The organism is Streptomyces sp. NPDC059169, assembly GCF_042755225.1.
Lineage (GTDB): Bacteria > Actinomycetota > Actinomycetes > Streptomycetales > Streptomycetaceae > Streptomyces.
Window position 1 is genome coordinate 1 of the sequence record NZ_JBHZCF010000033.1, and the last position, 25,751, is coordinate 25,751.

Consider the following 25,751-nt stretch of genomic DNA (forward strand, 5'->3'; position numbering starts at 1 on the left):
GACGTGGACCTCACCTCTGTCGTCCTGCCACGGCACACGGAAAATGACCTGTCGCTCCGGCTCGGCCAACCGCTCGACCACCTTGGCCTCGCGGAACTCGGGCCGCAGACCGATCACGGGCGCGAGCGTCTCCAGCACTTCGCGCACGGCCTGGTGGAACTCCGGCTCACCGGGATTGCGCCGCAGGACGGCTCCTTCCAGGTCTTCGAGCCAGGCGGTGCTGCTGGAGGCGGTGGATGGCATCAGATGCGTTCCTTTTCGTTCGGCGGGAAATCCGGTTTCGTCCGACGGGGGCCGGAGGGGTCCGGCCCGCACCGGGGAAATCCGGCGGGGATCCGGCGAGACGTCGGCCGGGCTTCGGTGCGGCTCAGACGGTGAACGGCACCGACCGGAGCGGGGACACGACACGGTGTCCCCGATGGGAGCCGTCCGGGGGGCACACCAGTGACCACCGGGCGAACGGCACGTGCGTCTTCGGGCTTACATCTCCGCGCATGTGTACGTATACGGAGCCGGAGGGCCAGATCGACGATCTTGGTGAAGGAACTCACCGGGACGCCGCCCGCAGGGCGGTGCGCACCCGGGCCGTACCGACGCCACGAGCGTCCGTGTCCTGCCCGTCCCACCGGCTTCCCCGTCCGCGGGGACGCGGTCCGGGACGCAGGACGTCCACCCACGCACCGACCACCCACGGACGCCCATGACCTGCACGGACATGACAGCCCGTCACACAGGCTGGGACACGAGCACATGCGACATCGCCTGCCCCGGCACTCGCACGCCACACCCGGGCGGGCGGCCAGGACGGTGGAGGATCCGGAGGGCATCGCCCTCCCCGGGACGGACGAGCCGCCCCGGACAACCGGACGACGGTTGCGTCACGCCCTCGACACGCACCGTGCGCGGGGCGCATGATGCCCTCCCAGCGCCAACTGCACGAGGGGGGCCCGTGCGCACCCGCACCGCCATCACCACGATCGCCACCGCGACGGTCCTGTTGCTCACCGCTTGCGAACCGACCACCGACTCCAAACCAGCGGCGACGCCATCGACGGCACCCAGCGCCGCCGCCACCGAGAAGACCGAGGCCGCGACGCTGCCGAACCTCGTCGGCAAGGGACTGCAGTCGGCTCAGGACGAAGCCCAGGCAGCCGGCTTCTACGGCCTCACCTCGCACGACGCATTGGGACGCGGCCGCTTGCAGGCGCTCGACCGGAACTGGAAAGTCTGCTCGCAGACGCCCGCGCCCGGAACGCACCCGACGGACACGCGCGTCGACTTCGGCGCGGTGAAGCTCGACGAGGACTGTCCCGCCAAGGACGAGGGCAAGCAGCCCGAAGCCAACGGCACGATGCCGAACCTCATCGGCAAGAGCGTCAGGGTCGCCCGCCAGGCCCTGCCGTCCAACACGAGCATCAGCGTCAAGGACGGCACCGGGCAGGACCGCTTGATCATCGTCGAGTCGAACTGGAAGGTGTGCCGGATCGATCCGGCAGCTGGGGCGAAGGTGGACGGACGACCGGTCGCGATCGACGCGGTGAAGTTCGACGAGGACTGCTGACGGTTTTCGCCGAAAGCCCCGCAACGTCCACACAGTTACGCGGGAACACCCCACGGGCCCCTGCCGCCCTGCAGATGCAAAGTCTCGGGGCCTTCGGTGCGTCTGTCAACTCAGACCGCGATCAGTCGAAAAAGATGCGAGTCGAAGAGACTCAGTCTGCCATCCGCTCCAGGATCAGATCAATCTCGGATTCGATCTCTTGGTCAGCAGTAAGGTGGACATGCATCCCATTGCTTACACCCTCCTGCGCAAGCGTAAGAAGGTGTCGCGCCAATGAAGTGAGCCCCGCACGGTTGGCCTTAATGAGCACTTCCGATCGAGTCACAGAGACCATGATCTCAAATCCCTCATCCCACGAGAAGCGCAGCCCTTCATCAGGCCGGTAATCGGGGGTGACAATCACTTGCTCCATCGAGTGCTCCTAACTTACCGACTAGCGACTTCGCTGCCCGAGGGCGAGTATTAACTCCCTCGGGCAGCAAAGCCACTGGAATTGCCCTAGTCGAGATAGATGTGTCGATTCTCGACGACCATTATTTTTCCAGGCTTCTTCGGATTGGGGGCGAGTCGCTCAAAATTCATGTGCGGGCCACCGCCATGCTGTCCAGTGATATCCGATTCACCCATTCTTGCAACACGTGTGCCGTCCCTCGAAACGTACCGCCCGCTACCCGGAACAGTCTCCTTGTATCCAGAACCAAGCCACTTCTCTGCCGAATCGAGCGCATCGTTCGTCGGTATGCGGGTTCCGTCCACCGGGTGGCCATCGCCGTCGTACTTACGCACCGAGGTCCACGGACAATTTGCATTGTGAACGAGGACCGGAGTCCGCCCCGCCAGCACATAGTACGTGTGCTATGCGACCCCTCTCTACCTGCTTGTTCGCTGGTCAGCGTGGGTTTTGCGTTCCGCTGACGTCCGTGGTTGTGCGGGGAAATCCGTGGTTGTTGCCGTCGCTACTGCCGTCAAGAGTGCCGACGGCGGGGGCGTTCACTGCCAGGCGCCGGGTTCGGCGCGAAGGGTGGCACGGGTGGTGCGGTGGTAGAAGTCGTGGCCGGTCCGGGCGCAGTGCTCGGCGATCCAGCGGGTCAGTTCGTCCTCGGCGTGGAGTTCGCCGGAGGTGGCGCCGCAGTCGTGGTGTTCGCCTGTGACGCAGACGACCTCGAAGGTGGGCAGGGTCATGGGGTCCACGACGGCGGTCACGTGGTACTCGCGGAAGCGGTAGCGCTTGCGTACCGTCGTGCCGGTGGCTACGGAGTCAGGCATGCTCGGCCGCCTCTTCCTGTGGGTCCGGGATGCGGTGTCCGCGCGATTCTGCGACCCGGAGCGCGTCAGTGAGGGCCTGGGCCAGCCCGGAGGCCAGCCAGCGGTACTCGGTGGCCGACTGCGCTCGTGCACCGGGGGCCAGGACTTCGCGGGCGTGTTCCAGTAATTCTTCGCCCATGCCGAGTTGGACGGCTTCGATGCTGTCGGCGAGTGTGGACAGGTAGCCCCTGCCGTCGGTGCTGAGGTAGCAGGGGCGCCCTTCCGGAGTGGTCCACGGCAGTAGGCGGGGGCCGACCAAGCCTGCTGCCGCGTCGTACAGTTCCCGGCGCCGCACGCGGTCCGCATCGCTCCTGGGTTTGGTCACCGTGCACCCCCGGCTGGGTCGTTGATAGGGACACGGTGACCGTAGGAGCTGACTGTCCGTCACTCCATACATGGGCCAGGGCAGTTCACGACACAGAGTGTGCGAATTACTGCGCTGCGTGGTAGCTATCCGACGACGCCCAGGTAGGAGGCCATGTCGCGCATCTCGGCGGTGAGGGTGCGCTTGCGCTTCTTCAGGATCTCCTGCATGGTCTCGGCGGCCACGTGCTGATGTTGGAGCCACTGGGGGGATGCTCGGCGGACCCCGATCAGCTCGTCCATAGCCGCAGTCAGGTCGCCTGTGCGGGCGTGGGCGCGTGCCACGTCCATGCGATGGCGGTTCCAGTTGTCGTCACTGGGCCGCCCGACGCTCTTCCACGCCTTGGGCGACAGTGCGTCCTCGCCGGCCTTGCGGACGACGGTACGCGCGTCGCCCACGACCAAGGCGTCCTCCACGCCTTCATGCCGACGGTCAGCGGGCCGAAGGTCGTCCAGTGCCGGAAGAACGAGCCGGTGTGCTCGCGTCCCACCGATGATGCCGCTGTGGTGGCCATGCGGTGGTAGTGGCGGGCCTCCTGAGGGCGGTTGTTTCGGCCTGCGGCAGCCGCAGCCCGTAGTGCCAGCCAGCCCCATGCCCCGCAACGTCGCCCGCAACATCAAGACCCCCGCACTTCGCCCTCGGCGCTTCAAGCCCTTCACCTCGAGCGAGGCCCGGCAGTTCCTGCACGCAGCCAACGGTGACCGGCTCCACGCGCTGTACGAACTCGCCCTGCGCACCGGGCTCCGCAAGGGCGAACTCCTCGGGCTGCAGTGGGAAGACCTCGACCTCGACGGCGGCACCGCCAGCGTCCACCGCTCCCTCCAGCGCACTCGCACCGGCGGCCTGACCGTCCTGCACACCAAGACCCGTGCCTCCGAACGCCGCATCGCCCTCCCCACCGAATGCATCAACTCCCTCAAGACCCATCAGGAACGGCAGCTGGAAGAGCGAAGGGCCGCCGGAACGGGGTGGGCGGAGACCGACCTCGTGTTCACCACCCCCACGGGCAACCCCCTCGACCCGACCAACCTCACGCGCCGCTTCCGTCGGCTCCTTCGTAGAGCAGGACTTCGGACCATCCGTTTCCACGACCTCAGGCACTCGACGGCAACCCTGCTCCTGGAGCAAGGCGTCGACCTCGTCGTCATCAAGGAACTCCTCGGCCACGCCCACATCGGCGTCACCGCCGGCGTCTACGCCCACGTCCGACTCCGCCTGCAACGCCAAGCCATCGACACCCTGGGCGAAGCACTCGACCTGACCGACGACGACCCCAACGGCCCACCCGCCGCAGCTGTCGTCCGCTGACGTTGCCGTCAGCGTTGCCGCTGAGGTTGAAAGGGTGGGGTGACAGGGCTACGGAGGCTCCAGCCCGAGTCCGGTCTCGGCTATGAAGCCGTCGAGGATCTCGGGCCTCCGTTGGATGCCACGCAGGCGGTTCTTTACCAGCGGGGTGAGGTCGTCGATCGTGCGGGGTGCGAGGTTGACCAGGGACTTCTTCAGGTGGGCCCAGACACCTTCGACGGGGTTGAGGTCGGGTGCGTACGGAGGCAGCTTGATGATGGTGAGCCAGTCGCTGTTGCGGTCGCGGAAGTCCCGCAGGGCCTTGGCGTGATGGGTGCTGGCGTTGTCCCACACCACGATCAGCGGGGCACCGCCGAGCTGCCGGCGGGCGGAGGTCAGCAGGTTGGAGAACTCGCGGGCCCGGAAGCCCTTCTTCTCGCCTGTACGGCCCCGGTAGGTCTGGGTCCGGTAGATCAGGCGGGTCTCGCGGCCCGGTCTGACGCAGACCATCCCGGCCATCAGGACCCGGCCCGAGCCTTTCCCGGTCACCTTGATCAGCGGAGTCCGCCCGCGCGGCGACCAGGTCCGCCCCTTGCCGGGCTTCAGGTCCTGGCCGGCCTCGTCCTCGAAGACTATCCACGCGCCCAGGAGCTGGGCCGTCCTCTTACCCGTGACCACTGCTCCGTCCGCCACCGCTCTACGGCCTGCTCGTCGCGCTCGACGGCCCGGTGCGCGGGGACCTGGGGTGACCAGTCCAGCCGGTGCAGCAGATACGACACCCCACGCGGGGTGTATCGGTAGCCGAACAGGCGATGGATCAGCTCCGCGACCCTGGCCAGGGTCCACCGCTGATCCTCGCACCAGCCGTGCGCGGCCGGTCCGGCCTCCAACTCGACCTGCAGGCAATCGGTCTGGTCGTCGCCGAGCTGACAGGCAAAGCCACCAGGCCCCTTCGAGGCCAGGGCTGATCTGCCGCCCTGGCGCCAGGCCGCGTGCCAGGCGTAGGCCGACTTCCGCGACACCCGTAACCTGCGGGCCACCTCCGGCGGCCGCACCCCTTGCTCGAACATCTCCGCGGCCTCGAAACGCACCGCCTCACGCTTCGCCCGCCCCGCGGCGGTCAGGCCGCCGCCATCCGCGTACCTCATGACGAGGATGTTGCACCGCCAACGCCCCCTGTCACCCCACCCTTTCAACCTAAGCGTCAACCAACCCAGAAGGGTCTGCCGGAAGTATCTCCGGCAGACCCTTCTTCGTTCATTGCTCTGCGATTCCCGATCTCGCCGATGCGTGAATTAGCCCGATTCCGCACACCTCGGCAGCGCGCGAATTCCCTCTCTGAACGACGGACTTCTGAGCAGTCACCAAGAAGCCGTCATTCCAATCGCCGCTACCGCAAATCTGCCCGCAGATCAGGAGAGTCCACTACTTCTTCGAGACCATTGAAATCCCACCCGTTGCAAGGGAGAACATTCGGGCCAGAGCCTTCCGCACATCCGGGTCTCGATCAAGCCGCTCCAACGATTCGTACCTCGCCGGATCAAGATCGATCGTGGCAACTCCCCCAGCATCTCCGTCATCCGCGGTCGAGAACAGGAGAAGGCATCGGTAGGCCCGCACAACTCCCCCCCTCTCTTCACGCATCAGCGACTGAAGGAAGACGCTTCCTTCGTTGACTTGGCTACGGAGCGCATCCACCGAGGTCCACCGAGTCGCCCAGCCTCGCTCCTCCGCCTCCAGTTGGATTTCGAGCAGCACATCGAAGCTGATCTGACACACACGGAAGTCGGAGTCAGTCGCACGAATCACAGACATCGGAGTATCAGTCCTCACCCAAAACGTCGATACGGATTGGCGTGTCTGGGTCGATACGCCCGTCCTGGATTCTTCTTTGGAGTTCATCCCAGCGATGATGCCCTCCAAGAATGGTTCCCCCGCGTGAGACGGCTATCCCATCCCCTTCCGCAGCCTTATTGATCGAGTCCAGAAGCTCCTGGTCGCTCAATTCCTCGTGATACCACTGCGATGCAGGATCCCGAGTTGACTGGCCCGGCTTGTATTTCTGAGCGACATCACCAGCCGTCTCTTGACGTGTCGCCCATCCGCACCCTCCGGAATTGTGAACGAGGACCGGTGTGTCACCCGCGAGTACATAGTACGTGTGGAGGTCGTTGACGGTGAGGTTGTAGGCGGGGGCGAGGCCGGTCCAGTGGCGGATGCTGCTGATCGGTGCCGTACCACCGTCCGGGGTGCGGAGAGTGTCCGCTGGGGCGAGGTCGGCCGCGTTCTTCCACTTCTTGTCGTTCTCGGTCCAGAAGGGGTGGTGGTCCGTGGCGGTCAAGGAGCCGCCACCGCTGGCCTGGTCGAGGGTGACGCTGGTGAACTCGCGGTCGTCCGGGGTGTAGATCGCTGCGTCGACTCGGCGCGGGCCGGTTACCCCGGTCTCAGGGTCCGTGGCCAAAACTTGATCGCCGGTCTTGATCTGTTCGATCGGCCGGGTGGTGCGGTCGCCCATCAGGACGGCCGTACCGGCTGGGAAGCTGTGCTTGGCTTGCTGGCGGACACACTTAGCCGCCTGCTTGCCGACCCGTGTTCCCTTGGCGAGACTTTCGACGCCTTCCTCGATCTTCTTAATGATCTTGAGCTTGCCGACGGGAAGCACACCGACGATGGCCATGGCGCAGCCGCCCCAGGAGGGTTCCTTGATGCACCGCTCGATGTCGGCGGCGCCGGAGATCTCCCAGGCGGCCTTGCCGATGAGCTTGGCGATTTCAGGGTCGGGCTTGCCGTAAACGATTTCGTAATCGTCCTGGTTCATCATGCACGGCGGCACGGTGTCCCGGTTGAAGGGGACGATGCATTTCTTCTTCTTGTTCTTCGCCGCCTCTGCCTGCTGCCTGTGTGCCTCCTCGGCCTGGCGCTTCGCCTCAGCGATCTCCGCCTCGCGCTTGCGCTTGGCATCGGTCCAGGCCTGGCTTGCGGCGACCTCGGCTTCGGCCTTGCTCTTGCCGGCCGCGATCTTGGAGGCGCGTGCCTGCGTCGCCGATCGATCCGCTTCTCTGGCGGACTGCAGGGCGTAACTTGCCGAGAATTCGGCTTGGGCGGCGGAGGCTTCGGCGGCGTCGACGTCCCGGTCGGCGGCGGCCGCGGCCTTGCGTGCGGTGGCGGCAGACTGGCCCGCCCGGGCGGCGCTGGCGGCAGCAGTGTCGGCGGACCTCTTGGCGTCAGCTGCGTACTCTTGCGCTGCAGCGGCGGATTTCCTGGCCTCAGCGGCGGCATTGGTCGCTTCCGCGGAGACGTTGTTGGCCTTGGCCGCGGCCTCGGCGGCGCGCCAGCGGTTGGCCTGGGCCTTGGCGGCGATGATTTCGCCTTCGGCCAGGAGTCGTTCGATCTGGGCGCGGTGGTGGTCGGTGAGCCCGTCCTTGCGCGCCGCGGTGTACTGGCCGACGGTGACGAAGTCGTGCAGCTTGTCCGCCGGGCCGGCCAGGGCTGCCTTGGCGGCGGCCTTGACCTCGGCGCCTCCGTCGTTGACGAGCTTGGAGGCGATGACTTCTTCGTCGATCACACGAGCGGAGTACTGGCCGACCTCGAGGAAGGTAGCCAGGGCCTTGCCAGTGCCGTTCTTGAGGGCAGCCTTGGAGGCGTCCTTGACGCTGATTCCTCCGAAGTTGTTGGCCTTGGAAACAGCGACGGAGAGGTCAGTTTCACCCACGACGTACTGGCCGTTGGTGGAGAAGTCGGCGATCTGCTCGGGGGTGCCCTTGAGCGCCTCGGTGGCACCCTGGCGGATCGAGGGGTAGGGGCTGTTCACGCTGAGTTGGAGGACCTTGTCACGGGTCTCTTCGAGGGCTGCCTTCTGCCAGCCGCTGCGCAGGTACTCCAGTACGTCGGCGTCCGTGCCGCCGAGCGCGGTGGCGGCGGCCTGCTGGTGCCAGGGGCCGCGGAGCTTGAGGGTGTCCAGGGCGAGTTTGCGGCCCTTGGTGGCAGTGGCCGCGACGTCTACGTTCGGCTTGGCTGCCTCGACGGCCAAGGATTCGGCAGTGGCGTCAAGTGCGCGGGCGTCACGGGCGACGGTCGCCGAGGCGGCGATGAGCCGGTCGCTCTGGTCTTTCTCGCTTCGGGCTTTCTCCAGAGCGGCCTGGCTGCGGGCGGCGAGTTCCTCGGTCTCGACGTCGAGGGCGACCTGGTGGACCTTCTTGGCAGTGTTGAGCGCACTGGTTGCGGTGTCGGCGGCGTCCTTCGCGGCCTTGGCCCACTTGCGGGCGTCTGCCGCGGCACTCGCGCTCTGACCGGCGTACTTGGCTGCGAGGTCGGCGGCGTCGGCAGCCTTCTCGGCGTGATCAGCAGCGGAGTTGGCCGCGTCACGGGCATCGGCCGCCTGCTGCGCCGAGCGCTGCGCCAGAGCGGTGGCGTTGCTTGCAGCACGGTTCGCGGCGTTCGCGTGACGGCGAGCCTCGGCCGCTGCGTTGCGCGCATCGGCAGAATGAACACCCGCCGCCTCTGCGTGTCGGTTGGCCTCTTCGGCCGAGTCAGCGGCGGAGTTCGCGTTCTCACCGGCGCTGCGAGATGCGCCTGCTGCGACCCCGGCGGCAGCCGATGCCCTGCGCGCCTGTTCCGCAGCGTCACGGGAAGCTCGAGTCAAGAGGGCTGCGTTGCGTGCGACGACAGCCGCCTGCTTGGCAGCTCCGGCCTTGCTGGCGTCCCCGGCCGCGGCGATGGCCGCGTTGTAGGCGTCGTTGGCCGCGTTCGCCGCTGCGGCAGCGGCATTCGCGGTCTGCGCCGCAGCGATAGCCGCGGTGCGGGCGGCACGGTTGGCGGCGTTGGCCGCGCCGATGGCTTGCTGAGCGGCCGCTGCCGCGGCTCGCGCGGACGCAGCGGCCTGCCGCGCCTTGTAAGCGGCGCGGTTGGCGTCCTTGCGGGCAGCCTCGGTCTCCTCGGCGGCCTTCTTGGCAGCTTCCTTGGCCAAGGACGAGGCGGCCACCGCGCGGGCAGAAGCCTCCTCGGACTTCTTCGTCGCCGCCTCGGCCTGAACGCCGGCCTGCTTGGCCTGCTCGGTCAACTCCGCGATCGTGGAATGTTCCTGGTCGCGGTTGCGGGCGACGAACTGCCCGACCTCCAGGAACTCGGCAATGTCGTCAGCCGTGCCCTTCAGCGCCACCTTCCCTGCGGCCTTCATGTTCGGGCCACCGAAATTGATCAGCTTGGAGACCTCGACCTCGTTGTCGACCTCCTGCGCCTCGTACTGCCCGGACTCCAGGAACTTCGCAACAGCCTCCGGGCCGGCCTTCAGTGCGGCCTTGCCCGCGTCCTTGACACCGTTGCCGCCGAAGTTGATGACGCGAGAAGCCTCGACCTCCCGGTCCTCCTCCAACGGGGCCTGCCAGCCGCTGCGCAGGTAGTCACGTAGCTCCTCCGGCGTGCCCTTCAGTGCCTTCTTCGTCGCCTCCCGCACGGCCAAACCACCGGCGTTGAAAATCCGGCTGGCGTCGACGTAGTCGTCGTCGTACCTGATCTTGGGCGCCTCGTCGAGGAAGTCCCGAATGTCCTCGTCGGAGCCCAGCAGCGCTCGCTCCGCCGCCTCCTTGATTCCCGCCCCGCCGGTGTGCCAGTAGCCAGCCACCAGCTCCCTGCCGAAGCTGGATAGCTCAGGATCAGGCTGTCCCTCGGCCGCGGCCGGCGATCCGCCCGAAATCCCAATAATGAGCGCGAACGAGAGCAGAGCACCGCACGCTCCCTTAAGCCCCCGACCGCCCCGCGTTCTCCCTCTACCGATGTGGGGACTTGGCGTCCCCACGGTCCAGGGGCGCAGTGCCCCCGTGACGAGTGTTCGCCGTTTCATCCGGCGAGCTCCCCCTTCATTCAGTGCCTAACTTCACGCGTGCACACGGCAGCATGAGAGCCCGGAGGTCAAGCCGGGCACGTCCGTAGTGCGGCCAGCCGTTTGCCGGCATGGTCGATGACGGCCGACGTCAGCAAGGCCGTGAGAACCCAAGCCCCCGGCGCTCCAGCAGCGCCCCTTGGGGGTGGATACGCATGCAGAACACCTTACATGTGTTTTACTTCCGAGTAATTTGTGTGCCGACCTTCACACATGCTCCATCCGACCCAGGGGGAATCCATGGCCATGTCCCGTGCCCGCGCGGCACTCCTCACCGGTCTCATCTGTGCCGTCGTGTCAGTTGTCGGGATCGCGACGTTCGGTGTCGCAAACGCCGCACCGCAGGCCGCAGATCCAACGTCCGCCTCTCAGATGCCCTCGGCCGTGGAGGACTTCTCCTACCCCGGCGCCGACCAGATCCTGGCGGACCAGAAGATCCTCCTCAAGCGCGGTGACGGCCACATCACCCTCGTCGCCTGTGACAGCGGGGCACCCGACATCACGGTCAAGTCCCGCACCGGTCAGCGGAAGTTCTGTTTCGATGTCAACGCCGAGCAGGGCTACCTCGCCCTCGAGCTGCCCGATGCCTACGGCATCTGGACCGAGGGCTACCCGGTGAAGGCGACCATCACCGCCGACGGCAAGGAGACCGTGATCAACGCGCCGTCCAACGACTACACGCCCTTCGGCGAGACCGGGAACTCCGGCAAGCGCTCCGTCCTGGTCGAACTCCGCGTCACCGGCTGAACGCCCCAGAGCTCCCCGGCCTCACGGCAGCCCGTGCCGGGACGCCACCTGAACCTCGCTGTGTAAGGAACCTGTTCGTGTCTGCAATACGTCCTCGCGCCGCCGCCGCCTCAGGCGCCCTGGCGGCCGTCATCATCGCCGGTGCGCTCGGCCCGGTGCCCGCGCTGGCGGCTACCGGCCCCGCCGGTGCCCAAGACGACTTCGCGTTCACCGCCCAGTTGGAGATCGGTGACGGTGACACCAAACGTGCCTGCACCGGCGCGCTGGTGGAGGCGCAGTGGGTGCTCACTGCTGCTTCCTGCTTCGCCGTCGATCCGCAGCAGGGCGGCGACATCGCGGCGGGCAAGCCGCCGTTCAAGACGGTCGCCACCGTCGGCCGCACCGCCCTGTCCGGTACGGGCGGTCACGTCAGCGAGGTCGTCGACCTCGTCCCGCGCGCGGGACGCGACATGGTCATGGCCCGTCTCGCCCAGCCCGCCAAGGGCATCACGCCCGTCGCAACGGCCACGTCTCCCGTCACCGCCGGGGACACGCTCACGGTGGCCGGCTTCGGCCGTACGAAGACCGAATGGGTGCCCGACACGCTGCACACCGCAACGTTCACCGTCAACACGGCCAAGGAAACCGGTCTGGAGATCTCCGGCAAGACCGCGAACGACGCGATCTGCAAGGGCGACACCGGCGCCCCGCTCCTGCGGGTGAACAACGGCAAACCCGAGCTCGTCGCCGTCGCCAGCCGGTCCTGGCAAGGCGGGTGCTACGGCGAAAGCGAGACCCGCACCGACGCCCTCGCAGCCCGCGCCGACAACATCAAGCTCGGCTCCCGCCTCACGCAGGGACAGACACTGCTGCCCGGCGACACCCTGGCCTCCGCCTCGGCCCGCCTGACCATGCAGGCCAAGGGCAACCTCGTCATCACCTCCAACGCGGGCAAGCCCCTGTGGTCCACCGGCACCGACGGCAACGCGGGCGCCACCGCCCGCCTCGACGACAGCGGCAACCTCGTCGTCCGCAACGCCGCGGACACCGCCACCCTGTGGGAGTCCAAGTCCACCGCCCCCGGCGGCAGCGCAGTCCTGACCGACCGCGGCAACCTCGTCGTCTACAACACCAAGAACGAGTCGCAGTGGTCCAGCGGCACCGCGCTGCGCCACGACCACAACGGCGACGGCCGCAGCGACATCAGCGCCTGGTACGACTTCGCAGCCGGCTCGGACGCCCTGTACACCTTCTTCGGCCAGGACGACGGCACCATCAGCGCGCCCACGAAGTCCTACACCGCGGCGAAGGACACGTGGGAAGCCAAGTACATGAAGTTCGTCACCGGCGACTTCAACGGCGACGGCCGCGGTGACGTGGCAGCCGTCCGCGGCTACAGCGACACCAGCGTCAAGATCTGGGTGGCGCTCGCCACGCCCGACGGCGGCTTCGACACCCCTATCCAGGCCTGGAGCGCCCCGGCGGGAAGCTTCCACGTCAGCTACATGACCCCGCAGGCCGGTGACTTCAACGGCGACGGCCGCGACGACCTCGCCGTCTGGTACGCCGCCCCCGACGGCACCACCAAGCTGTGGACCTACCTCTCCACCGACAAGGGCACCTTCGACGCCCCCTTCAGCTCGTGGTCGGCCCCGAAGGACACCTGGCTGCGCAGCCGCACCAAGTTCGTCACCGGCGACTTCAACAGCGACGGCCGCGACGAGATCGGCGTCTTCTACGGCCAGGGCGGCAACGCCGTGAAGACCTACGTCTTCACCACCCAGCCCAACGGCGGCTTCGCCAACCCCACCGTATGGTGGGAAAGCAAGTCCCTGGACTGGAACCGCGCCGAACCCCACTCCGGCGACTTCAACGGCGACGGCGGCGACGACGCCCTGATCTGGTACGACTACCCCGACGGCAGCGACAAAACCAACACCATCCTCGTCGAGAAGATCGAGGGCAAGAACCGCTTCGGCTCCGCCAAGGTCACCCTCAACAGCGCCCCGGGCAACCTCGACCTCAAGAACCTGCAGATCGTCATCGGTGACTACGACGGCGACGGCCGCGACGACCTCGCCATCATGAACCACCAGAAGGACGGCGCCGTGAAGATGTGGACCTGGACCACACGACCCGACACCCTCTTCAACGGCGGCAAAGCCGGCTGGACCGCCCCCGCCACCAGCTGGGTCTACGACTCCACCACCCTCCTCAACACCTACAACTGACCTCCCACGGAGAATCCGAAGGGGCTCACCGCAGGTCGGTGGGCCCCTTCGGCATCGGCCCGGGCGATATTCGTTCGCGTGCCGACCTACGCACGGGTAGAGAGGCGGCATGAACAGCTGGACCGTGCTCCCCGAACGATTCGACACCGCAGACGCCACCGCCCTGCGCCGCGACTACTACGACGAGGTGGCGAGCCGCTACTGGGGTCGGCCCGCGTCCGAGGCCGAGATCGACGAGGGGTTGGCGGACGACGGTGCCGACCAACTCGGCTCCCCGACGGGCGCGTTCGCCGTGGGCCGGTACGGCGGTGCAGCCGGGTCGTGCGGCGGTGTGCTGATGCTGGACTCGGAAACGGCCGAGCTCACCAGGGTGTTCGTCCGGCCCGCGTTCCGCAGCACCGGTGGTGGAGCCGTGCTGCTCGCCTCCCTGGAAGCGGCGTCGGTCGCGCTCGGCGCACGTCGCATGGTGCTCAACACCCGCCTGGACCTGATCGAGGCCCGCGCCCTGTACACGAGGAACGGCTACCGGGAGATCCCCGCGTACTGCGAGGGCCCGTACATGGACGTCTGGTACGGCAAGGAGCTCTAGCCGCTCGGTGCGCGCCCCTGCCCCGTCCGTCTCCCTCCGGGCCCCGGCCGCCCGCGCCGCCGCTCGCCCGTACCGCCGCTCGCCCGTCGAGCGGAGAGAGGGATGCGGGGATGTGCGACGGGGTATCGCCGAGATACGGGTCAAAGGGGCAATGAGTTGATCTTGAAGGAGGTGGACATCTCCTTCGCCACGCAGAACTGGCGCAAGGCCGTGGTCGACAAGACCCGTACGGGACAGTTCGTGCGCAAGCACTTCGAGGCGATGGTCTTCACCGCGCTCGCTGAGGAACTGCGCACCGGCGACGTCGCGGTGGTCGGCTCGGAGGAGTACGCGGACTGGTCCAAGCAGTTGCTGGACTGGGAGGTCGTGAAGGAGAGACTGGGCACCTACCTGGTCGAGGTCGGCCTGTGCGAGGAGGGCGAGACCGTACGGATTCGACGCGGTCTCCTTCCGCCGGCAGCTTCAGGACAAGCTCACCGCGGCTGCCGCGGCGGCGGACGCCGGGTACCCGGACAACGAGGGCCTGGTCATCGATCCGGAGACCGGCATCCCGTCGCTGAAGCCGCACCGCTCGGAGGGACAGCGGCCCTCGGCGAGGCGCCTGGAGCAGGAGATCAAGGCCCGGATGCCGGAGCGGTCCCTCATGGGGATCGTGGCCCGGACCGCGTACTGGGTGGACTGGTGGCAACGCTTCGGCCCGGCGTCCGGCAACGAGCCGAAACTGGACGATCCCTTCGGCCGCTACGTGCTCACCACCTTCGTCAAGGGCACCAACATGGGCCCGTAGGAAGCCGCCCGGCACATCCCCGGAGTCTCCGGCCACGAGCTGGCGTACACGGCGAACCGGCACTTCTCCATCGTGCTGCTGAACGAGGCCATCGCCGACCTGGTCAACGCGCACGCCCGCCTGGACATCTCCCAGGCGTGGGGCTACGGCACCACGGTGGCCGCCGACGGCACCCACATGGACACCTACCTCGACTACCTGCTCGCCGAGACGTCCGTCCGGTGCGGCAAGCCGGGCGGGATCGCCTACCACCACATCTCCGACACCTACGTCGCGCTGTTCACGCACTTCATCCCGTGCGGGGTGTGGGAGGCCGTCTACATCATCGAGGGCCTGCTGAAGAACTCCTCCGAGGTCAAGCCCACCACCGTGCACGCGGACACCCAGGGCCAGTCCCAGCCGGTGTTCGCGCTCGCGCACCTCCTGGGCTTCGATTCATGCCCAGAACCAGGAACTGGAAGGGCCTGACCTTCTACCGGCCCAGCAAGACCACCGAGTACGTGCACATCGACGCCCTTCGGCGAGGTGGCGAAGAACGTCATCGACTGGGACCTGATCGAGTCCCAGTTCCGGCACCTGATGAAGGTGGCCGTCTCCGTACGCGAGGGGACGATCTCCTCGTCCACGCTGCTCAAGCGGCTGCGCTGGGGCTCCAAGAGGAACGCCACCTACGCCGCCTTCCGCGAGGTCGGCCGCGTGATCCGCACCGTCCAGCTACTGCGCTACCTCTGTGATCCGGCGCTTCGCCGACGGGTGACCGCGGCGACGAACAAGACCGAAGCATTCAACGGCTTCTCGCAGTGGATCGGCTTCGGCGACCGCGGCGTCATCGCGGACAACGACCCGGTCGAGCAGGAGAAGGCGATGAAGTTCAACGCCCTGCTCACCGACGCGGTCATTTTTCACAACGCCCTGGACATCGCGGAGATCGTGCGGCAGCTGCTGGAAGAGGGCTGGACGATCGAACCGGAGGACCTGGCCCACGTCTCGCCGTACCTGACCGAGCACGTCAACCGGTTCGGCGAATACTCCACGCATGAGCTCGGCATCCAGCCCGACGCGTACGACCCGAAGCTGGACGTCGACTTCACCCAGCTCCGCGAGCGGGACCTGACCGCCGCCGGTCTCGGCCAGGCCGCCTGAGCCGGCGTCGGGCGGGTCGGCATCATCAGGGTCATGCACGAGACGCGCGAGCTCACCGAGGACGAGGTGAACGACCTCCTCGACGGCGAGGGCCGCGACGCCGGGAAGGACGGCGTCTACGAGTGGGTGAGGTGAACGTGCCAGGCGCCCGGTGTGGGGCCGTTACTCTCCCCACCCGGGCGCCGGGCACGTACGGGCGGGGAGAGGTGCCGGCCTGCCGGATTCTGATGGGCTTCCGGGTCGGGTCTACCGTTCGCGCGGGTGGGAGTGCAGGCGGAAGAGGTAGGCGGCGGCCGGGTGGGTGTAGGCGGTGCCTCTGCCCGTGGCATGGAGTTGTTCGCGGGTGGGGTGGGGCGGGCGCTTGGGCTGCAGGTAGCAGTCGAGATCGTCGGTGGTGAGGCGGTAGCGGCCGGAGCGGTGGTGGAGGACGGCGGCGAGCCGGTAGCGGGGGTCGAGGTGGGCGAGGCCGGCGTCGGCGTGGCTGTTGTTGGCCAGGAGCCAGCCCCCTGGGCGCAGGCAGCGGGTGGCGTGTTCGGAGACGGGGCCCGCATACAGGGAGATCACCAGGTCCCACTCGGCCGCGGGCAGTTCCGCGAGGGTGCGGGTGTAGTCGCCCGGCACGAACGCGATGCGGGGCTGCTCGGGGTACTGCTTGTGCCGGGTGGCCAGGCTGGTGGCATCAGGGCCCTGGAAAGCCTTGCGGGCGCGGGCGTCGGCGTCGAGGTAGGTGACGTCGGGCCAGATGTAGGAGGGGGCGAGGTCGAGGTAGCTGCCGGGGTACAGGCCGCGACGGGCTCCGGTGTGGGCGGCGACGGCCTGGTAGAGGGCAGTGCGGTCACCGATGCGGTCGATGTAGTCGGTGAAGTGCTGCTCGGTCACGGAGTGCTCCGGTGGGGGCTGCGGGGCGGTCAGGCCGGGTGGGCGAAGTGGATGGTGTCGGCGGCTCTGGCGGCGTTCTTGGCGCCTTGTTCCCATGCGGTGGTGAGGTCCCCGGCGGCGTACGGACGGGGAAGGCAGGTCTGCCTGTCGGCACCGACGGTGACGAGTCGGCCGGCATGGAGGGTCAGGCCGATAGGCAGCCGGAATTCGCGGCGGGAAGAGAGCCCCGGTTCTCGGCCGATACGGGGCGGCCTGCCAATCCTGGCTGCAAGCGCCCCGCGGTCTGCGGGCCGGTTTCGCTGGAACTCGCCGGTTGCCGCGCCGTCGTCCCGGTCTGGACGCCACGCTTGCGCTGCCGTGGATGGGCGCATCGGCCGGCGACCTCGCCCATCCCACGGCCCTCGCCCAGGGGAAGGGCCTGTACCTGGGGTGCGGCGCTGGCGGCAGCGCCGCGGCGTTGGCCGGGCGAGGTCGGCGTCTCACCGGCGTGCTGTCCCTGTGCGGCTCAGGCCAGGTGGGCGAAGTGGATGGCGTCGGCGGCGGCGCTTCCGGCGGTGACGGCGGGGACGACTCCCTGTTCCCAGGTCTGGCCGGTCAGGTCTCCGGCGGCGTAGAGGCCGGGGATGCTGGTCTGGCGGCCGTCGTCCACGGTGACGTAGCCGTCGCTCAGGGCCAGGCCGTGCTCCGCGACCAGGCGCTCGACGAGCGGGACCTGCCGCTGCGGCTGGGGCCAGAGCAGGGTCTGGCGCTTGAGGAGGGTGCCGTCGGCCAGCTCCACGGCGTGCAGGTCGCCGTCGGTGTGGTGCAGGCGGGTGATCTCGCCCTGGACGAGGTCGCTGCCCTCCTCGCGCAGGCTGCGGCGCAGGTCGTCGGCGCCGGGCAGGGAGGGCGGGGCGATGGCGATGGTGTCGCCGGTCCAGGCGCGGAAGGCGGTGGCGGCCATGCCGAGGTAGCGGGGGTCGTCGGCGACCAGGGCCCAGGTGCGGTCGGCGTTCTCCTCGCCGATGCAGAAGGGGCAGTGGATCACCGTGCGGCCCCAGCATGCGGCGAAGCCGTCCACGCCGTCGGGGTGCTGGTCGATGACGCCGGTGGCCAGGATGACGTTCCGGGCCCAGGCGGTGGTGCCGTCGTCGGTGCGTACGGTGAAGCCGTCGCCGGGCAGCGGGGTGATCTCGCTGACCGTGGCGTCGAGCCGCTGGGCCAGGCCGTAGCGGTCCAGCTCCTCCCAGGCGCGGGAGCGCAGCTCGCCGGGGGTGGCCCCCTCCAGGCCGATCAGGCCGTGCACACCGCGGGAAGCGGCGTTGCGGGGCGGGGCGGGGGACTCGATCACCAGGGAGCGGCAGCGGTAGCGGGTCAGGGCCTGCGCGGCCGTCAGGCCGGCGGGCCCGCCACCGATGATCGCGGTGTCGTACTGGGCGGTGGTGTCCATGAGATGCCTCCGAAGGGACTTGACGGAATCGAATGACCAGCGGTCATATTACTGACCAACGGTCATTCGATCGATCTCATTCCCACTGGAGGAAATGTGACCCACACCACCGGCCACGCTTGCCACGCGCACGACAGCTCCCACACCCACGGGCCCGGGGCCGCCTCGCACCCGGACTTCGCATGGGACGACCTCTACACCGGCGACGGCAGCGACACCGCCGACCCCGACCTGGCGCTCCTCGCCCCCGCCGACGACCTCCCCCCAGGCAGGGCCCTCGACCTGGGCTGCGGCGCCGGCGGCAACGCCCTCGCGCTCGCCGCACGCGGCTGGCGCGTCACCGGCGTGGACCTCGCTCCCCGTGCCATCGCCTCCACCCGCGCCAGCGCCTGCGCCCGCGACCTGGACGACCGGGTGGATCTGGCCGTCGCCGACAGCGCCGTCTGGCAGCCTGAGACCACCTACGGCTTCGCCCTCAGTTCCTACGCGCTGCCGCCCCGCGGACCCGCCCGCACCGCGACCCTCGCCACTCTGGCCGCCGCCCTCGCCCCGAGCGGGATCCTGGCCCTCGGCGAATGGGACGAGGAAGCCTGCGACTGGGGAAAGCCCGGCGATCTCGCCACCCTCGCCGAGCTGACCGAAGCCCTCACCGGCCTCGGCCTGGACATCGTGCGCGCCGAACGGCAGGTCGTACCGCGCATCCAGCACCCTAGCGAGGACCACGCGGTCGTCGTCATCGCCCGCAAACCGCTTGACACCCTGGACTCCGCAGGCTGACCGACCACCGGTCAGTCAGTCACCTGACGACGGAGGAGGGACCGTGCCCGCGGACCAGTCCGCCCCCGCCAAGCCCACCGGCCGCTTCCAGCCGCCGGACGTCCGGCGCCGCCAGATCCTGGACGCCACGGCCGCGCTGCTGGCCGACGGCTACGAGGCCGTGACCATCAGCAAGGTCGCCGCCCGCGCCGGAGTCGCCAAAGGCACGGTCCAAGGTCGTCGACGACGACATGGCCGACTACGCCCGCAGCCTGCGGGCCAACGGCGGACCCGTCCCCGAGATCGCCCGCAAGCTCGTCATCACCTCCGGCAAGAACCAGGGCCAGCGCCCCTCGGTCGCCACCGTCTACCGCATACTTGCCGAGGATGAAGCGGAGAGCTGAACAGTCATCAGGGCTTCAAGATCAACTCATTGCCCCTTTGACCCGTACCTCGGCGATACCCCACGGGGAGCACGCGGAGGAGAGTGCGCCGGTGGTCCCGGGCCGCACCCCGTGGCACGCCTTGCCGGGCCGTCGTCAGCGCTCGTGCCAGGCCTCGTGGTCGCGGTGCGGCTCGCCGGTGTACGGGCGCTCCCCGTCCGAACCACCCAGCTCCGCCGTGAGTTCCTTCACCAGCTGGACGAGGTCCGTGGGACGGTCCGGGGTCCACCAGTCGCCGAGCAGTTTCGCCAGGGACTCCTCCCGTGCCTGCGCCAACTTCGCCGCCACCGCTTCCCCCTCCTCGGTGAGCATCAGCTGGATCCCCTCCCGCCGGGCCAGACGGCGCTCCTCCACCTGGCGCGACGCCTCGGTGATCGTCTTGATCGGAACCGGGGTGGCGTCCGCGAGCCGCGAGGGTTCGACAGAGCCCTGCCGCTTGATGCGGAGCAGCAGCCAACTCGCCGCCGGGAGCAGGTCGAGACCGGCCTTCCTGGTGATCTTGACGTAGATCATCTTCCGCCCCTCCCGCGAGCCGAGCACCGACAGGGCGCGGGCGCACTCGTCGTAGGAGGAGCGCTGGACCGGGTTGGCGGCGAGCGTCTCGCTGCCCTCGGGTGCGGTGACCGAGCCGCGCAGCGCGTCCTCCTTGAGGAACCAGGCGACGACGAAGGCGATGCAGACGACCGGGGCCGCGTAGAGGAAGACGTCGGTGATCGACGTCGCGTACGCGTCCAGGACGGCGGGACGCAGCTGCGGCGGGAGTTGGTCGAGGGCCCGCGGGTCGGCGGCGAGCTCTCCCGCCCCCGTGCCGGGTGGAAGTGGGTGCCCGGCCAGCACTGCGGCAAGTTCGTGGCTCAGGCGGTTGCTGAAGAGCGCGCCGAAGACGGAGACGCCGAACGAGGCGCCGATGGAGCGGAAGAAGGTCGCACCGGAGGTGGCGACGCCGAGGTCGGCATAGCTGACGGAGTTCTGCACGACCAGGATCAGGACCTGGATCACCAGCCCGAGCCCGGCCCCGAAGACGAAGAAGTAGACGCTCGTCTCCCAGGCGCTCGTGGACGGTGTCAGCTGGTGGAGCAGCAACAGTCCTACGGCGGTCACGGCGGTTCCGGCGATCGGAAAGACCTTCCAGCGACCCGTGCGGCTGACGATCTGGCCCGACAAGGTGGAGGTGAGCAGCAGACCGATCACCATCGGCAGCATGTGCACCCCGGACATGGTCGGAGTGATGCCCTGGACGATCTGCAGGAACGTCGGCAGGAAGACCAGCGCGCCGAACATCGCGAAGCCCACGATGAAGCTGATGACGGCGACGAGGGTGAAGGTGCGGATCCTGAACAGCCGCAGTGGCAGTACGGGTTCGGCCGCTCGCCGCTCCGTCAGGACGAACGCCACGAGGAGCACGACTCCGGCCGCCGCGAGGGCGATGATCTGCGGCGAACCCCAGGGCCAGCTGGTGCCGCCGAGCGAGGCGACGAGGACCAGGCACGTGGCGACCGCGGCGATCAGGATCGTACCGAGGTAGTCGATGGTGTGCCGCGCGCCCCGCGATGGGATGTGGAGCACCGCGGCGATCACGAAGAGCGCGACGATGCCGATGGGCACGTTGATGTAGAACACCCACCGCCAGCTGAGGTGTTGGGTGAACAGCCCGCCGAGCAGCGGCCCCAGCACGCTGGTCGCACCGAAGACCGCACCGAACAGCCCCTGGTACCTGCCGCGTTCGCGCGGGGAGACGATGTCGCCGACGATCGCCATCGACAGCACCATCAGGCCTCCGCCGCCGAGTCCCTGGAGCGCACGGAAGCCGATGAGCTGCCCCATGTCCTGTGCGATACCGCAGAGCACCGAGCCGACGAGGAAGATGACGATCGCGGTCTGGAAGAGCTTCTTTCGACCGTACTGGTCGCCGAGCTTGCCCCACAGCGGGGTGGCGGCGGTGGCTGCCAGGATGTACGCGGTGACGACCCACGAGAGGTGCTCCAGTCCACCGAGCTCGCTGACGATGGTCGGCAGGGCGGTGGAGACGATCGTCTGGTCGAGCGCGGCGAGCAGCATGCCGAGCAGCAACGCGCTGATGGCGACGAGAACGGTCCGGCGGCTGCGTCCCTCACCCGGTACCGGGCCCGGGCCGAGGGCCGGGCGGCTGACTTCCTGCGCCATGGAGTGCTCCTAGGTCCGCAGTACGCTCGTCTGCTCCTCCCATCGTGGGCGTTGTGTCCTGTTCTGGCCCGCCGAAGGGGGACGCGCTGGGGCGGGCCGCGGGCAGGGCTGCATAATCGCAGGCAGCTCAAGGGAGGGGACCCAGGATGACGGGACGTACATGTCCTGAATGCGGTACGCAGGCGGACGCGGACGGTAGATCCGCTCCGGGCCGCGGGCACACCTGCTCCTGTGCGTACACGACGGGCCCGCAGCACTACGATCAGCTGCACGTCAGGCCCTACATGGCCGCCCCACCGCAGCACCAGGGGGATCCGGCGCCCCTGGGGGACGGCGCGCCCCCCGCCCCGGGGCCGCCCGCCGCGGACGGCCCCGGCGGCTACGGAGCGCACGGGTTCGGAGCGGGCGGGTTCGGAGCGGGCGGCTACCCGTCCCACCCCTACGGGACAGGCGACGACGTCACCGCCCCCCTCCCGGCCGTGGGCGCGGCTGCCGACACGGGAACAACCGCCCCTGACGCGCCGTACGGAGCGGGCACCCCGGGTGACGTCGGGGCGACCGCGCCCCTCCCGGTCGCCGCACCCGCCGAACTCGACCACACAGCCACCGCACCCGGGTACCCAACTACACACGCCGCCCCGGGGGACCCGGTCCGCACCCCCGAGGTCGTGCACGACACCTACGAGACCTACGAGGTCGTGCGCGACGGCACCGGGAGGAGCGGACGGCGCCGGAGGGCCGAGGACGGCAGGCGGCGCCGCGGTGTCGCGACACTGGCCACCGCCGCCTCCGTCATCGCCGTTCTGGGCACGGTCGCGTTCGCCGCGGGACTGCTCACCCGCGACGACGGCAAGGACCGGGCCGCTCCCGATCTGGAGAGCCCCGCGCCGTTCCTGTCCGCCGGTCCGACCGTCCGCCCTTCGCTGTCCGTCTCCCCGACCGAACGTGAGTCCGCCGCCGATCCGAAGGCTCCGACGGCGACCGCCGACGCCTCCGAGACCGCCGCCGGCCTCGCCGTCCCCTCCGTCACGTCCCGTGCAACGGCGACGGCCCAGGGCTCCTCGCGGCCCCCGTCGGCGTCCGGCCAGGCCCCGACCGGTCTGGGACCGGGCGACAACGGACCCGACGTCTTCGAACTCCAGGCACGCCTGGAGCAGGTGTGGCTCTACGACGGGCCGTTCAACGGCCGCTACGACGACCGCGTGGAGTCCGCCGTGGCCGACTACCAGGCTTCCCGGGGCATCGACGGCGACCCGGAGGGCTTCTACGGCCCCGAGACGCGCGCGGCACTGGAAGTCGAGACGGACGACCCGTACGCCGGTCAGGGTGGCAAACACGGCGGCCGGGGCCACTGAGGCTGCTCCGGACGCTCTGGAGGACCCACGTCGCCCTTCCGGCCGGCACCGCTGATGAAAGCCCTAAGAGAGAAGGCGTGAAGAAGGCCGCCACTCCGATGTCACGGTTCGGGCCGCTGCGTCGTCCACCTGGTGCACTGGCTTCACTCAGGCATCAGGGAAGGGCGAGCACGAATGAACCAGACCATCCTGGTCACGGGCGGCAGCGGAAATCTGGGGAGTCACGTCGTCGACCGGCTCACCGGTCAGGGCCGGGAGGTGAGGGTGCTGTCCCGCCACCCGAGGAGCGGTGCGGGGACGTCGGCGGCCGACTGGTCGATCGGGAACCTGTCGACGGGCGAGGGCCTTGATCGTGCTCTCGACGGGGTGGGCACCGTCGTCCATTGCGCCACGGACGGCCGCACGCCGGACGGTGACGTCCAGGCCACGCGCAATCTGCTGGAGGCCGCGGCGCGCGCCGACCGTCCGCACGTGGTGTACGTGTCGATCATCGGCGTCGACCGCCACCCGCTGCCGTACTACCGGGCCAAGCACCGGACGGAGCAGGTGGTCCGTGACTCGGGACTGCCGTGGACGGTCCTCCGCGCCGCGCAGTTCCACGACCTGGTCCACTTCGTGCTGTACCAGGCGGCTCGACTGCCGCTCATGCCCGTCCTCGCAAGAACCCGTTTCCAGAGCATCGACGTGGCCGATGTCGCCCGCCGGACGGCGGATCTCGCCGTCGGTGACGCCCAGGGGCGTGTGGCGGACCTCCCCGGACCGCAGACCCTGACGATGGCGGAGATGGCCCGGATCTACTTGCGCGTCACCGGGAGACGGCGGCTGGTCGTCCCGCTCCTGCTGCCCGGGAAGGTCGTGGGAGCGTACCGCCGGGGGCTGCACCTGGCACCGGAACCGCTTCCGGGCGGCCGGACCTTCGAGGACTTCCTCCGCGACCGACCGGAGCTGAAGATCCCCGAGGCGGCCCGCAGGAAGGCCCGCTGAGGTGGGGACGGGAGTCCGCGGAGTGCCCCGAGCGCGGCGGCGGCACCTGCCGGGGAGGCACCGTGGCTTGGCCGGGAGAGCTGGCCGGACCTGACCCCCGGACCTCCACGCGCGGCAACCCCACCCCCCGCTGGCGCCGACCGACTCTGTTTTGTATGGTTGAGGAACAAAGTGGTTCCCGCTCGCACCTCCCTGACCGGCGGGCGGGAACCGCTCTGACCTCTTCCCTCCTCTGGAGCCCGCCGATGCCGGCCGACGCCGCCCCGTCCGCACTGACCGCCCGCGCCCTCCTGCTCGACATGGACGGCACCCTCGTCAACTCGGATGCCGTCGTGGAACGGGTCTGGGCGCGCTGGTCCGTCGAGCACGGCCTGGATCCGCACGAGACGCTCAAGGTCGTCCACGGCCGCCAGGGCTACGCCACCATGGCGGCCCTGCTGCCCGACCGGCCGATGGAGGAGAACCACGCGGAGAACCGCACGCTCCTCGCCCAGGAGACCGCCGACCTGGACGGCGTCGTCCCGATCGCCGGAGCCCCCGCCTTCATGAACGCACTGTCCGCGCTGCCGCACGCCCTGGTCACCTCGGCCGACGAGGCCCTCGCCCAGGCCCGGATGAAGGCCGCCGGGCTGCCGATGCCCGGCGTGCGCGTCACCGCGGAGCTCGTCGGCGCGAGCAAGCCCGACCCTGAGGGCTTCCTCAAGGGAGCCGCCGAGCTGGGCTTCGCACCCGCCGACTGCGTGGTCTTCGAGGACTCCGAGGCCGGCATCACGGCCGCCCGTGCCGCCGGGATGCGCGTCGTCGGCGTCGGTCCCCGCGCAGCCGCCTTCGGGCCGGACGTCCACGTCGAGGACCTCACCCGGCTGCAGGTGGCACGCGGCGAGGACGGGACCATCACCCTCGCTTTCGGCTGACCGCCCCGCCTCACAACCCCCGCGTCGGGACGCCTCGCACCGGCGGGGCGCCCGTAGCAGCGAACAACCCCACCGGCGAAGCACGACATCGGCGGGACTCTGCGTCGACTCCTCGGCTCCTCGACCCATTGACCTAATGCCCCAATGACTCAATGACTCAATGACTCAATGACCCATCGACGAAGCGCCCCACACCGACAGGACGCGAGGTCCGATCAGTGCGAAGCGTTCCCGTCCCCGCACCCGCTCAGCCCGCGACCGCCCCGTACAGGCTGAACCCCGCGAGCGCCAGCATGAGCGCCGCCGCCACCTTGGTGATCAGCCTCAGCGGTACGTACTTCGTCAGCGCCCTACCGCCCACGATGCCGAGGCCCGCGACCGTCCACAGCGCCAGCACCGCACCCAGCCCCACCGAGAGCGGGTCGTCGTAGCGGGCGGCGAGGTTCGCGGTCATGATCTGCGTCAGGTCACCGAACTCCGCGACGAGGACGAGCATGAACCCCGCTCCGGAGACCCTCCAGAAGGACTGGTCGGCCGGGGCTTTGATCGCCTCCTCACCCTCGTCGTCCTTCTTCAGCAACAGCATCGCGGCGCCCGCGAGGAACAGCAGGCCGACGACCGCCTCGACCAGGCGGTGCGGCAGCAGGGTCAGCACGCTGCCTGCGGCGACGGCGAGGGCGACGTGCACGACGAACGCCGCCGCGACCCCGGCGAAGACATAGGGAGCCCGGTAGCGCGTCCCGAGCATCAGTCCGGCCAGGGCCGTCTTGTCGGGGAGTTCGGCGAGGAAGACGACGCCGAAGGCGATCGCCAGGACGGTGAAGCTCAGCACGGGTGGGGTTTCCCCTATCGGTAGGGCACCGCCGTACCGAGGGACCTCATGCTCCGGGGGTCGCTTCGGCTCGGCAGCGCCATGCACGGTCATGGATCACTGCTGGCCGAAGGTCTCGCTGGCGGGCC

Annotated in this window: 22 protein-coding genes and 3 pseudogenes; 12 read left to right on the forward strand and 13 right to left on the reverse strand. The window is 69.0% G+C overall.

Translation table 11 applies throughout. The features are described 5' to 3' along the window. A pseudogene (locus ACFXOM_RS35115) lies at nt 1-243 on the reverse strand (glutamate dehydrogenase); the annotation flags it as partial. 706 nt (nt 244-949) lie between these two features. On the opposite strand from ACFXOM_RS35115, the gene ACFXOM_RS35120 reads away from it, so the two are divergent. Continuing rightward, nucleotides 950-1,561 (forward strand): hypothetical protein, encoded by a 612-nt coding sequence (locus tag ACFXOM_RS35120; RefSeq protein ID WP_384943306.1) that lies wholly within the window; start codon nt 950-952, stop codon nt 1,559-1,561. A gap of 151 nt (nt 1,562-1,712) precedes the next feature. Here the strand turns inward: ACFXOM_RS35120 and ACFXOM_RS35125 are convergent, their stop codons facing one another. From ACFXOM_RS35125 to ACFXOM_RS35140, 4 genes are all read right to left on the reverse strand, one after another. Then, entirely contained in the window at nt 1,713-1,973 is a 261-nt protein-coding gene (locus tag ACFXOM_RS35125) for a hypothetical protein (protein WP_384943307.1), read from the reverse strand. 578 nt (nt 1,974-2,551) lie between these two features. Further along, nucleotides 2,552-2,827 carry a hypothetical protein gene (locus tag ACFXOM_RS35130; protein WP_384948923.1) on the reverse strand — a complete coding sequence of 92 codons (276 nt, stop codon included), beginning with the start codon at nt 2,825-2,827 and terminating at the stop codon, nt 2,552-2,554. Then, entirely contained in the window at nt 2,820-3,191 is a 372-nt protein-coding gene (locus tag ACFXOM_RS35135) for a hypothetical protein (RefSeq protein WP_384948925.1), read from the reverse strand. Before ACFXOM_RS35135 ends, ACFXOM_RS35130 begins: the two co-directional genes overlap by 8 nt. Nucleotides 3,192-3,316: 125 nt before the next feature. Further along, nucleotides 3,317-3,628 carry a hypothetical protein gene (locus ACFXOM_RS35140; protein ID WP_384948926.1) on the reverse strand — a complete coding sequence of 104 codons (312 nt, stop codon included), beginning with the start codon at nt 3,626-3,628 and terminating at the stop codon, nt 3,317-3,319. 193 nt (nt 3,629-3,821) lie between these two features. Between ACFXOM_RS35140 and ACFXOM_RS35145 the strand changes: the two are divergent. After that, nucleotides 3,822-4,538, forward strand: a pseudogene (locus ACFXOM_RS35145) (tyrosine-type recombinase/integrase); the annotation flags it as partial. 48 nt (nt 4,539-4,586) lie between these two features. On the opposite strand, the gene ACFXOM_RS35150 reads toward ACFXOM_RS35145, so the two are convergent. From ACFXOM_RS35150 to ACFXOM_RS35160, 3 genes are all read right to left on the reverse strand, one after another. Further along, on the reverse strand, nt 4,587-5,192 hold the full coding sequence (locus ACFXOM_RS35150) for an IS630 family transposase (RefSeq protein WP_384948929.1): 606 nt from the start codon (nt 5,190-5,192) through the stop codon (nt 4,587-4,589). Then, nucleotides 5,147-5,662, reverse strand: a complete 516-nt coding sequence (locus ACFXOM_RS35155) for a winged helix-turn-helix domain-containing protein (protein ID WP_384943045.1) — start codon at nt 5,660-5,662, stop codon at nt 5,147-5,149. The genes ACFXOM_RS35150 and ACFXOM_RS35155 overlap by 46 nt, the downstream gene beginning before the upstream one ends. A 674-nt stretch (nt 5,663-6,336) precedes the next feature. After that, the gene (locus ACFXOM_RS35160) at nt 6,337-10,134 is read right to left on the reverse strand and encodes a polymorphic toxin-type HINT domain-containing protein (RefSeq protein ID WP_384948932.1); all 3,798 of its coding nucleotides are present in this window, start codon (nt 10,132-10,134) and stop codon (nt 6,337-6,339) included. A gap of 498 nt (nt 10,135-10,632) precedes the next feature. On the opposite strand from ACFXOM_RS35160, the gene ACFXOM_RS35165 reads away from it, so the two are divergent. From ACFXOM_RS35165 to ACFXOM_RS35175, 3 genes are all read left to right on the forward strand, one after another. Continuing rightward, the gene (locus ACFXOM_RS35165) at nt 10,633-11,139 is read left to right on the forward strand and encodes a hypothetical protein (protein WP_384943023.1); all 507 of its coding nucleotides are present in this window, start codon (nt 10,633-10,635) and stop codon (nt 11,137-11,139) included. 77 nt (nt 11,140-11,216) lie between these two features. Next, the gene (locus tag ACFXOM_RS35170) at nt 11,217-13,349 is read left to right on the forward strand and encodes an FG-GAP-like repeat-containing protein (protein WP_384948933.1); all 2,133 of its coding nucleotides are present in this window, start codon (nt 11,217-11,219) and stop codon (nt 13,347-13,349) included. Between the two features lie 109 nt (nt 13,350-13,458). After that, nucleotides 13,459-13,938, forward strand: a complete 480-nt coding sequence (locus ACFXOM_RS35175) for a GNAT family N-acetyltransferase (protein ID WP_384937001.1) — start codon at nt 13,459-13,461, stop codon at nt 13,936-13,938. 140 nt (nt 13,939-14,078) lie between these two features. Here the strand turns inward: ACFXOM_RS35175 and ACFXOM_RS35180 are convergent, their stop codons facing one another. Next, a complete protein-coding gene (locus tag ACFXOM_RS35180) occupies nt 14,079-14,324 on the reverse strand; it encodes a hypothetical protein (RefSeq protein WP_384948936.1) in 246 nt (81 codons plus the stop codon). 239 nt (nt 14,325-14,563) lie between these two features. On the opposite strand from ACFXOM_RS35180, the gene ACFXOM_RS35185 reads away from it, so the two are divergent. Further along, nucleotides 14,564-14,725, forward strand: a complete 162-nt coding sequence (locus ACFXOM_RS35185) for a hypothetical protein (RefSeq protein WP_384948939.1) — start codon at nt 14,564-14,566, stop codon at nt 14,723-14,725. 15 nt (nt 14,726-14,740) lie between these two features. Next, a pseudogene (locus ACFXOM_RS35190) lies at nt 14,741-15,868 on the forward strand (transposase). Nucleotides 15,869-16,114: 246 nt separating this feature from the next. Here ACFXOM_RS35190 and ACFXOM_RS35195 read toward each other — a convergent pair. Both ACFXOM_RS35195 and ACFXOM_RS35200 read right to left on the reverse strand, forming a co-directional pair. Beyond that, nucleotides 16,115-16,747 carry a hypothetical protein gene (locus ACFXOM_RS35195; protein WP_384948940.1) on the reverse strand — a complete coding sequence of 211 codons (633 nt, stop codon included), beginning with the start codon at nt 16,745-16,747 and terminating at the stop codon, nt 16,115-16,117. A gap of 505 nt (nt 16,748-17,252) precedes the next feature. Continuing rightward, entirely contained in the window at nt 17,253-18,176 is a 924-nt protein-coding gene (locus ACFXOM_RS35200; RefSeq protein ID WP_384937024.1) for an NAD(P)/FAD-dependent oxidoreductase, read from the reverse strand. A gap of 96 nt (nt 18,177-18,272) precedes the next feature. Here ACFXOM_RS35200 and ACFXOM_RS35205 point away from each other — a divergent pair, with 96 nt between their 5' ends. Further along, nucleotides 18,273-18,953, forward strand: coding sequence for a methyltransferase domain-containing protein (locus tag ACFXOM_RS35205; RefSeq protein WP_385041532.1), 681 nt, complete (start codon nt 18,273-18,275; stop codon nt 18,951-18,953). Between the two features lie 230 nt (nt 18,954-19,183). Next, nucleotides 19,184-19,336 (forward strand): hypothetical protein, encoded by a 153-nt coding sequence (locus tag ACFXOM_RS35210; RefSeq protein ID WP_385041546.1) that lies wholly within the window; start codon nt 19,184-19,186, stop codon nt 19,334-19,336. A 135-nt stretch (nt 19,337-19,471) separates the two neighbouring features. Here the strand turns inward: ACFXOM_RS35210 and ACFXOM_RS35215 are convergent, their stop codons facing one another. Beyond that, nucleotides 19,472-21,538: a DHA2 family efflux MFS transporter permease subunit gene (locus tag ACFXOM_RS35215; protein ID WP_384937030.1), complete on the reverse strand. Its 2,067-nt coding sequence runs from the start codon at nt 21,536-21,538 to the stop codon at nt 19,472-19,474. Nucleotides 21,539-21,684: 146 nt separating this feature from the next. Here ACFXOM_RS35215 and ACFXOM_RS35220 point away from each other — a divergent pair, with 146 nt between their 5' ends. The 3 genes from ACFXOM_RS35220 to ACFXOM_RS35230 all read left to right on the forward strand — a co-directional run bounded on the left by ACFXOM_RS35220 (nt 21,685) and on the right by ACFXOM_RS35230 (nt 24,791). Further along, entirely contained in the window at nt 21,685-22,893 is a 1,209-nt protein-coding gene (locus tag ACFXOM_RS35220) for a peptidoglycan-binding protein (protein ID WP_385041535.1), read from the forward strand. 174 nt (nt 22,894-23,067) lie between these two features. Next, nucleotides 23,068-23,877, forward strand: a complete 810-nt coding sequence (locus tag ACFXOM_RS35225; protein ID WP_384937036.1) for an SDR family oxidoreductase — start codon at nt 23,068-23,070, stop codon at nt 23,875-23,877. Between the two features lie 245 nt (nt 23,878-24,122). Further along, nucleotides 24,123-24,791 carry an HAD-IA family hydrolase gene (locus tag ACFXOM_RS35230; protein ID WP_384937039.1) on the forward strand — a complete coding sequence of 223 codons (669 nt, stop codon included), beginning with the start codon at nt 24,123-24,125 and terminating at the stop codon, nt 24,789-24,791. A 247-nt stretch (nt 24,792-25,038) separates the two neighbouring features. Here ACFXOM_RS35230 and ACFXOM_RS35235 read toward each other — a convergent pair whose 3' ends face one another. After that, a complete protein-coding gene (locus ACFXOM_RS35235; protein ID WP_384937041.1) occupies nt 25,039-25,623 on the reverse strand; it encodes a TMEM165/GDT1 family protein in 585 nt (194 codons plus the stop codon). Between the last annotated feature and the right edge of the window lie 128 nt (nt 25,624-25,751).

What these genes read in the sequence shown, in the direction of transcription:
- ACFXOM_RS35125 (WP_384943307.1), bottom strand. Translation starts at nt 1,973, where the DNA reads ATGGAGCAAGTGATTGTCACCCCCGATTACCGGCCTGATGAAGGGCTG.
- ACFXOM_RS35130 (WP_384948923.1), bottom strand. Translation starts at nt 2,827, where the DNA reads ATGCCTGACTCCGTAGCCACCGGCACGACGGTACGCAAGCGCTACCGC.
- ACFXOM_RS35155 (WP_384943045.1), bottom strand. Translation starts at nt 5,662, where the DNA reads ATGAGGTACGCGGATGGCGGCGGCCTGACCGCCGCGGGGCGGGCGAAG.
- ACFXOM_RS35165 (WP_384943023.1), top strand. Translation starts at nt 10,633, where the DNA reads ATGGCCATGTCCCGTGCCCGCGCGGCACTCCTCACCGGTCTCATCTGT.
- ACFXOM_RS35175 (WP_384937001.1), top strand. Translation starts at nt 13,459, where the DNA reads ATGAACAGCTGGACCGTGCTCCCCGAACGATTCGACACCGCAGACGCC.
- ACFXOM_RS35185 (WP_384948939.1), top strand. Translation starts at nt 14,564, where the DNA reads ATGCCGGAGCGGTCCCTCATGGGGATCGTGGCCCGGACCGCGTACTGG.
- ACFXOM_RS35200 (WP_384937024.1), bottom strand. Translation starts at nt 18,176, where the DNA reads ATGGACACCACCGCCCAGTACGACACCGCGATCATCGGTGGCGGGCCC.
- ACFXOM_RS35210 (WP_385041546.1), top strand. Translation starts at nt 19,184, where the DNA reads ATGGCCGACTACGCCCGCAGCCTGCGGGCCAACGGCGGACCCGTCCCC.
- ACFXOM_RS35215 (WP_384937030.1), bottom strand. Translation starts at nt 21,538, where the DNA reads ATGGCGCAGGAAGTCAGCCGCCCGGCCCTCGGCCCGGGCCCGGTACCG.
- ACFXOM_RS35220 (WP_385041535.1), top strand. Translation starts at nt 21,685, where the DNA reads ATGACGGGACGTACATGTCCTGAATGCGGTACGCAGGCGGACGCGGAC.
- ACFXOM_RS35225 (WP_384937036.1), top strand. Translation starts at nt 23,068, where the DNA reads ATGAACCAGACCATCCTGGTCACGGGCGGCAGCGGAAATCTGGGGAGT.
- ACFXOM_RS35230 (WP_384937039.1), top strand. Translation starts at nt 24,123, where the DNA reads ATGCCGGCCGACGCCGCCCCGTCCGCACTGACCGCCCGCGCCCTCCTG.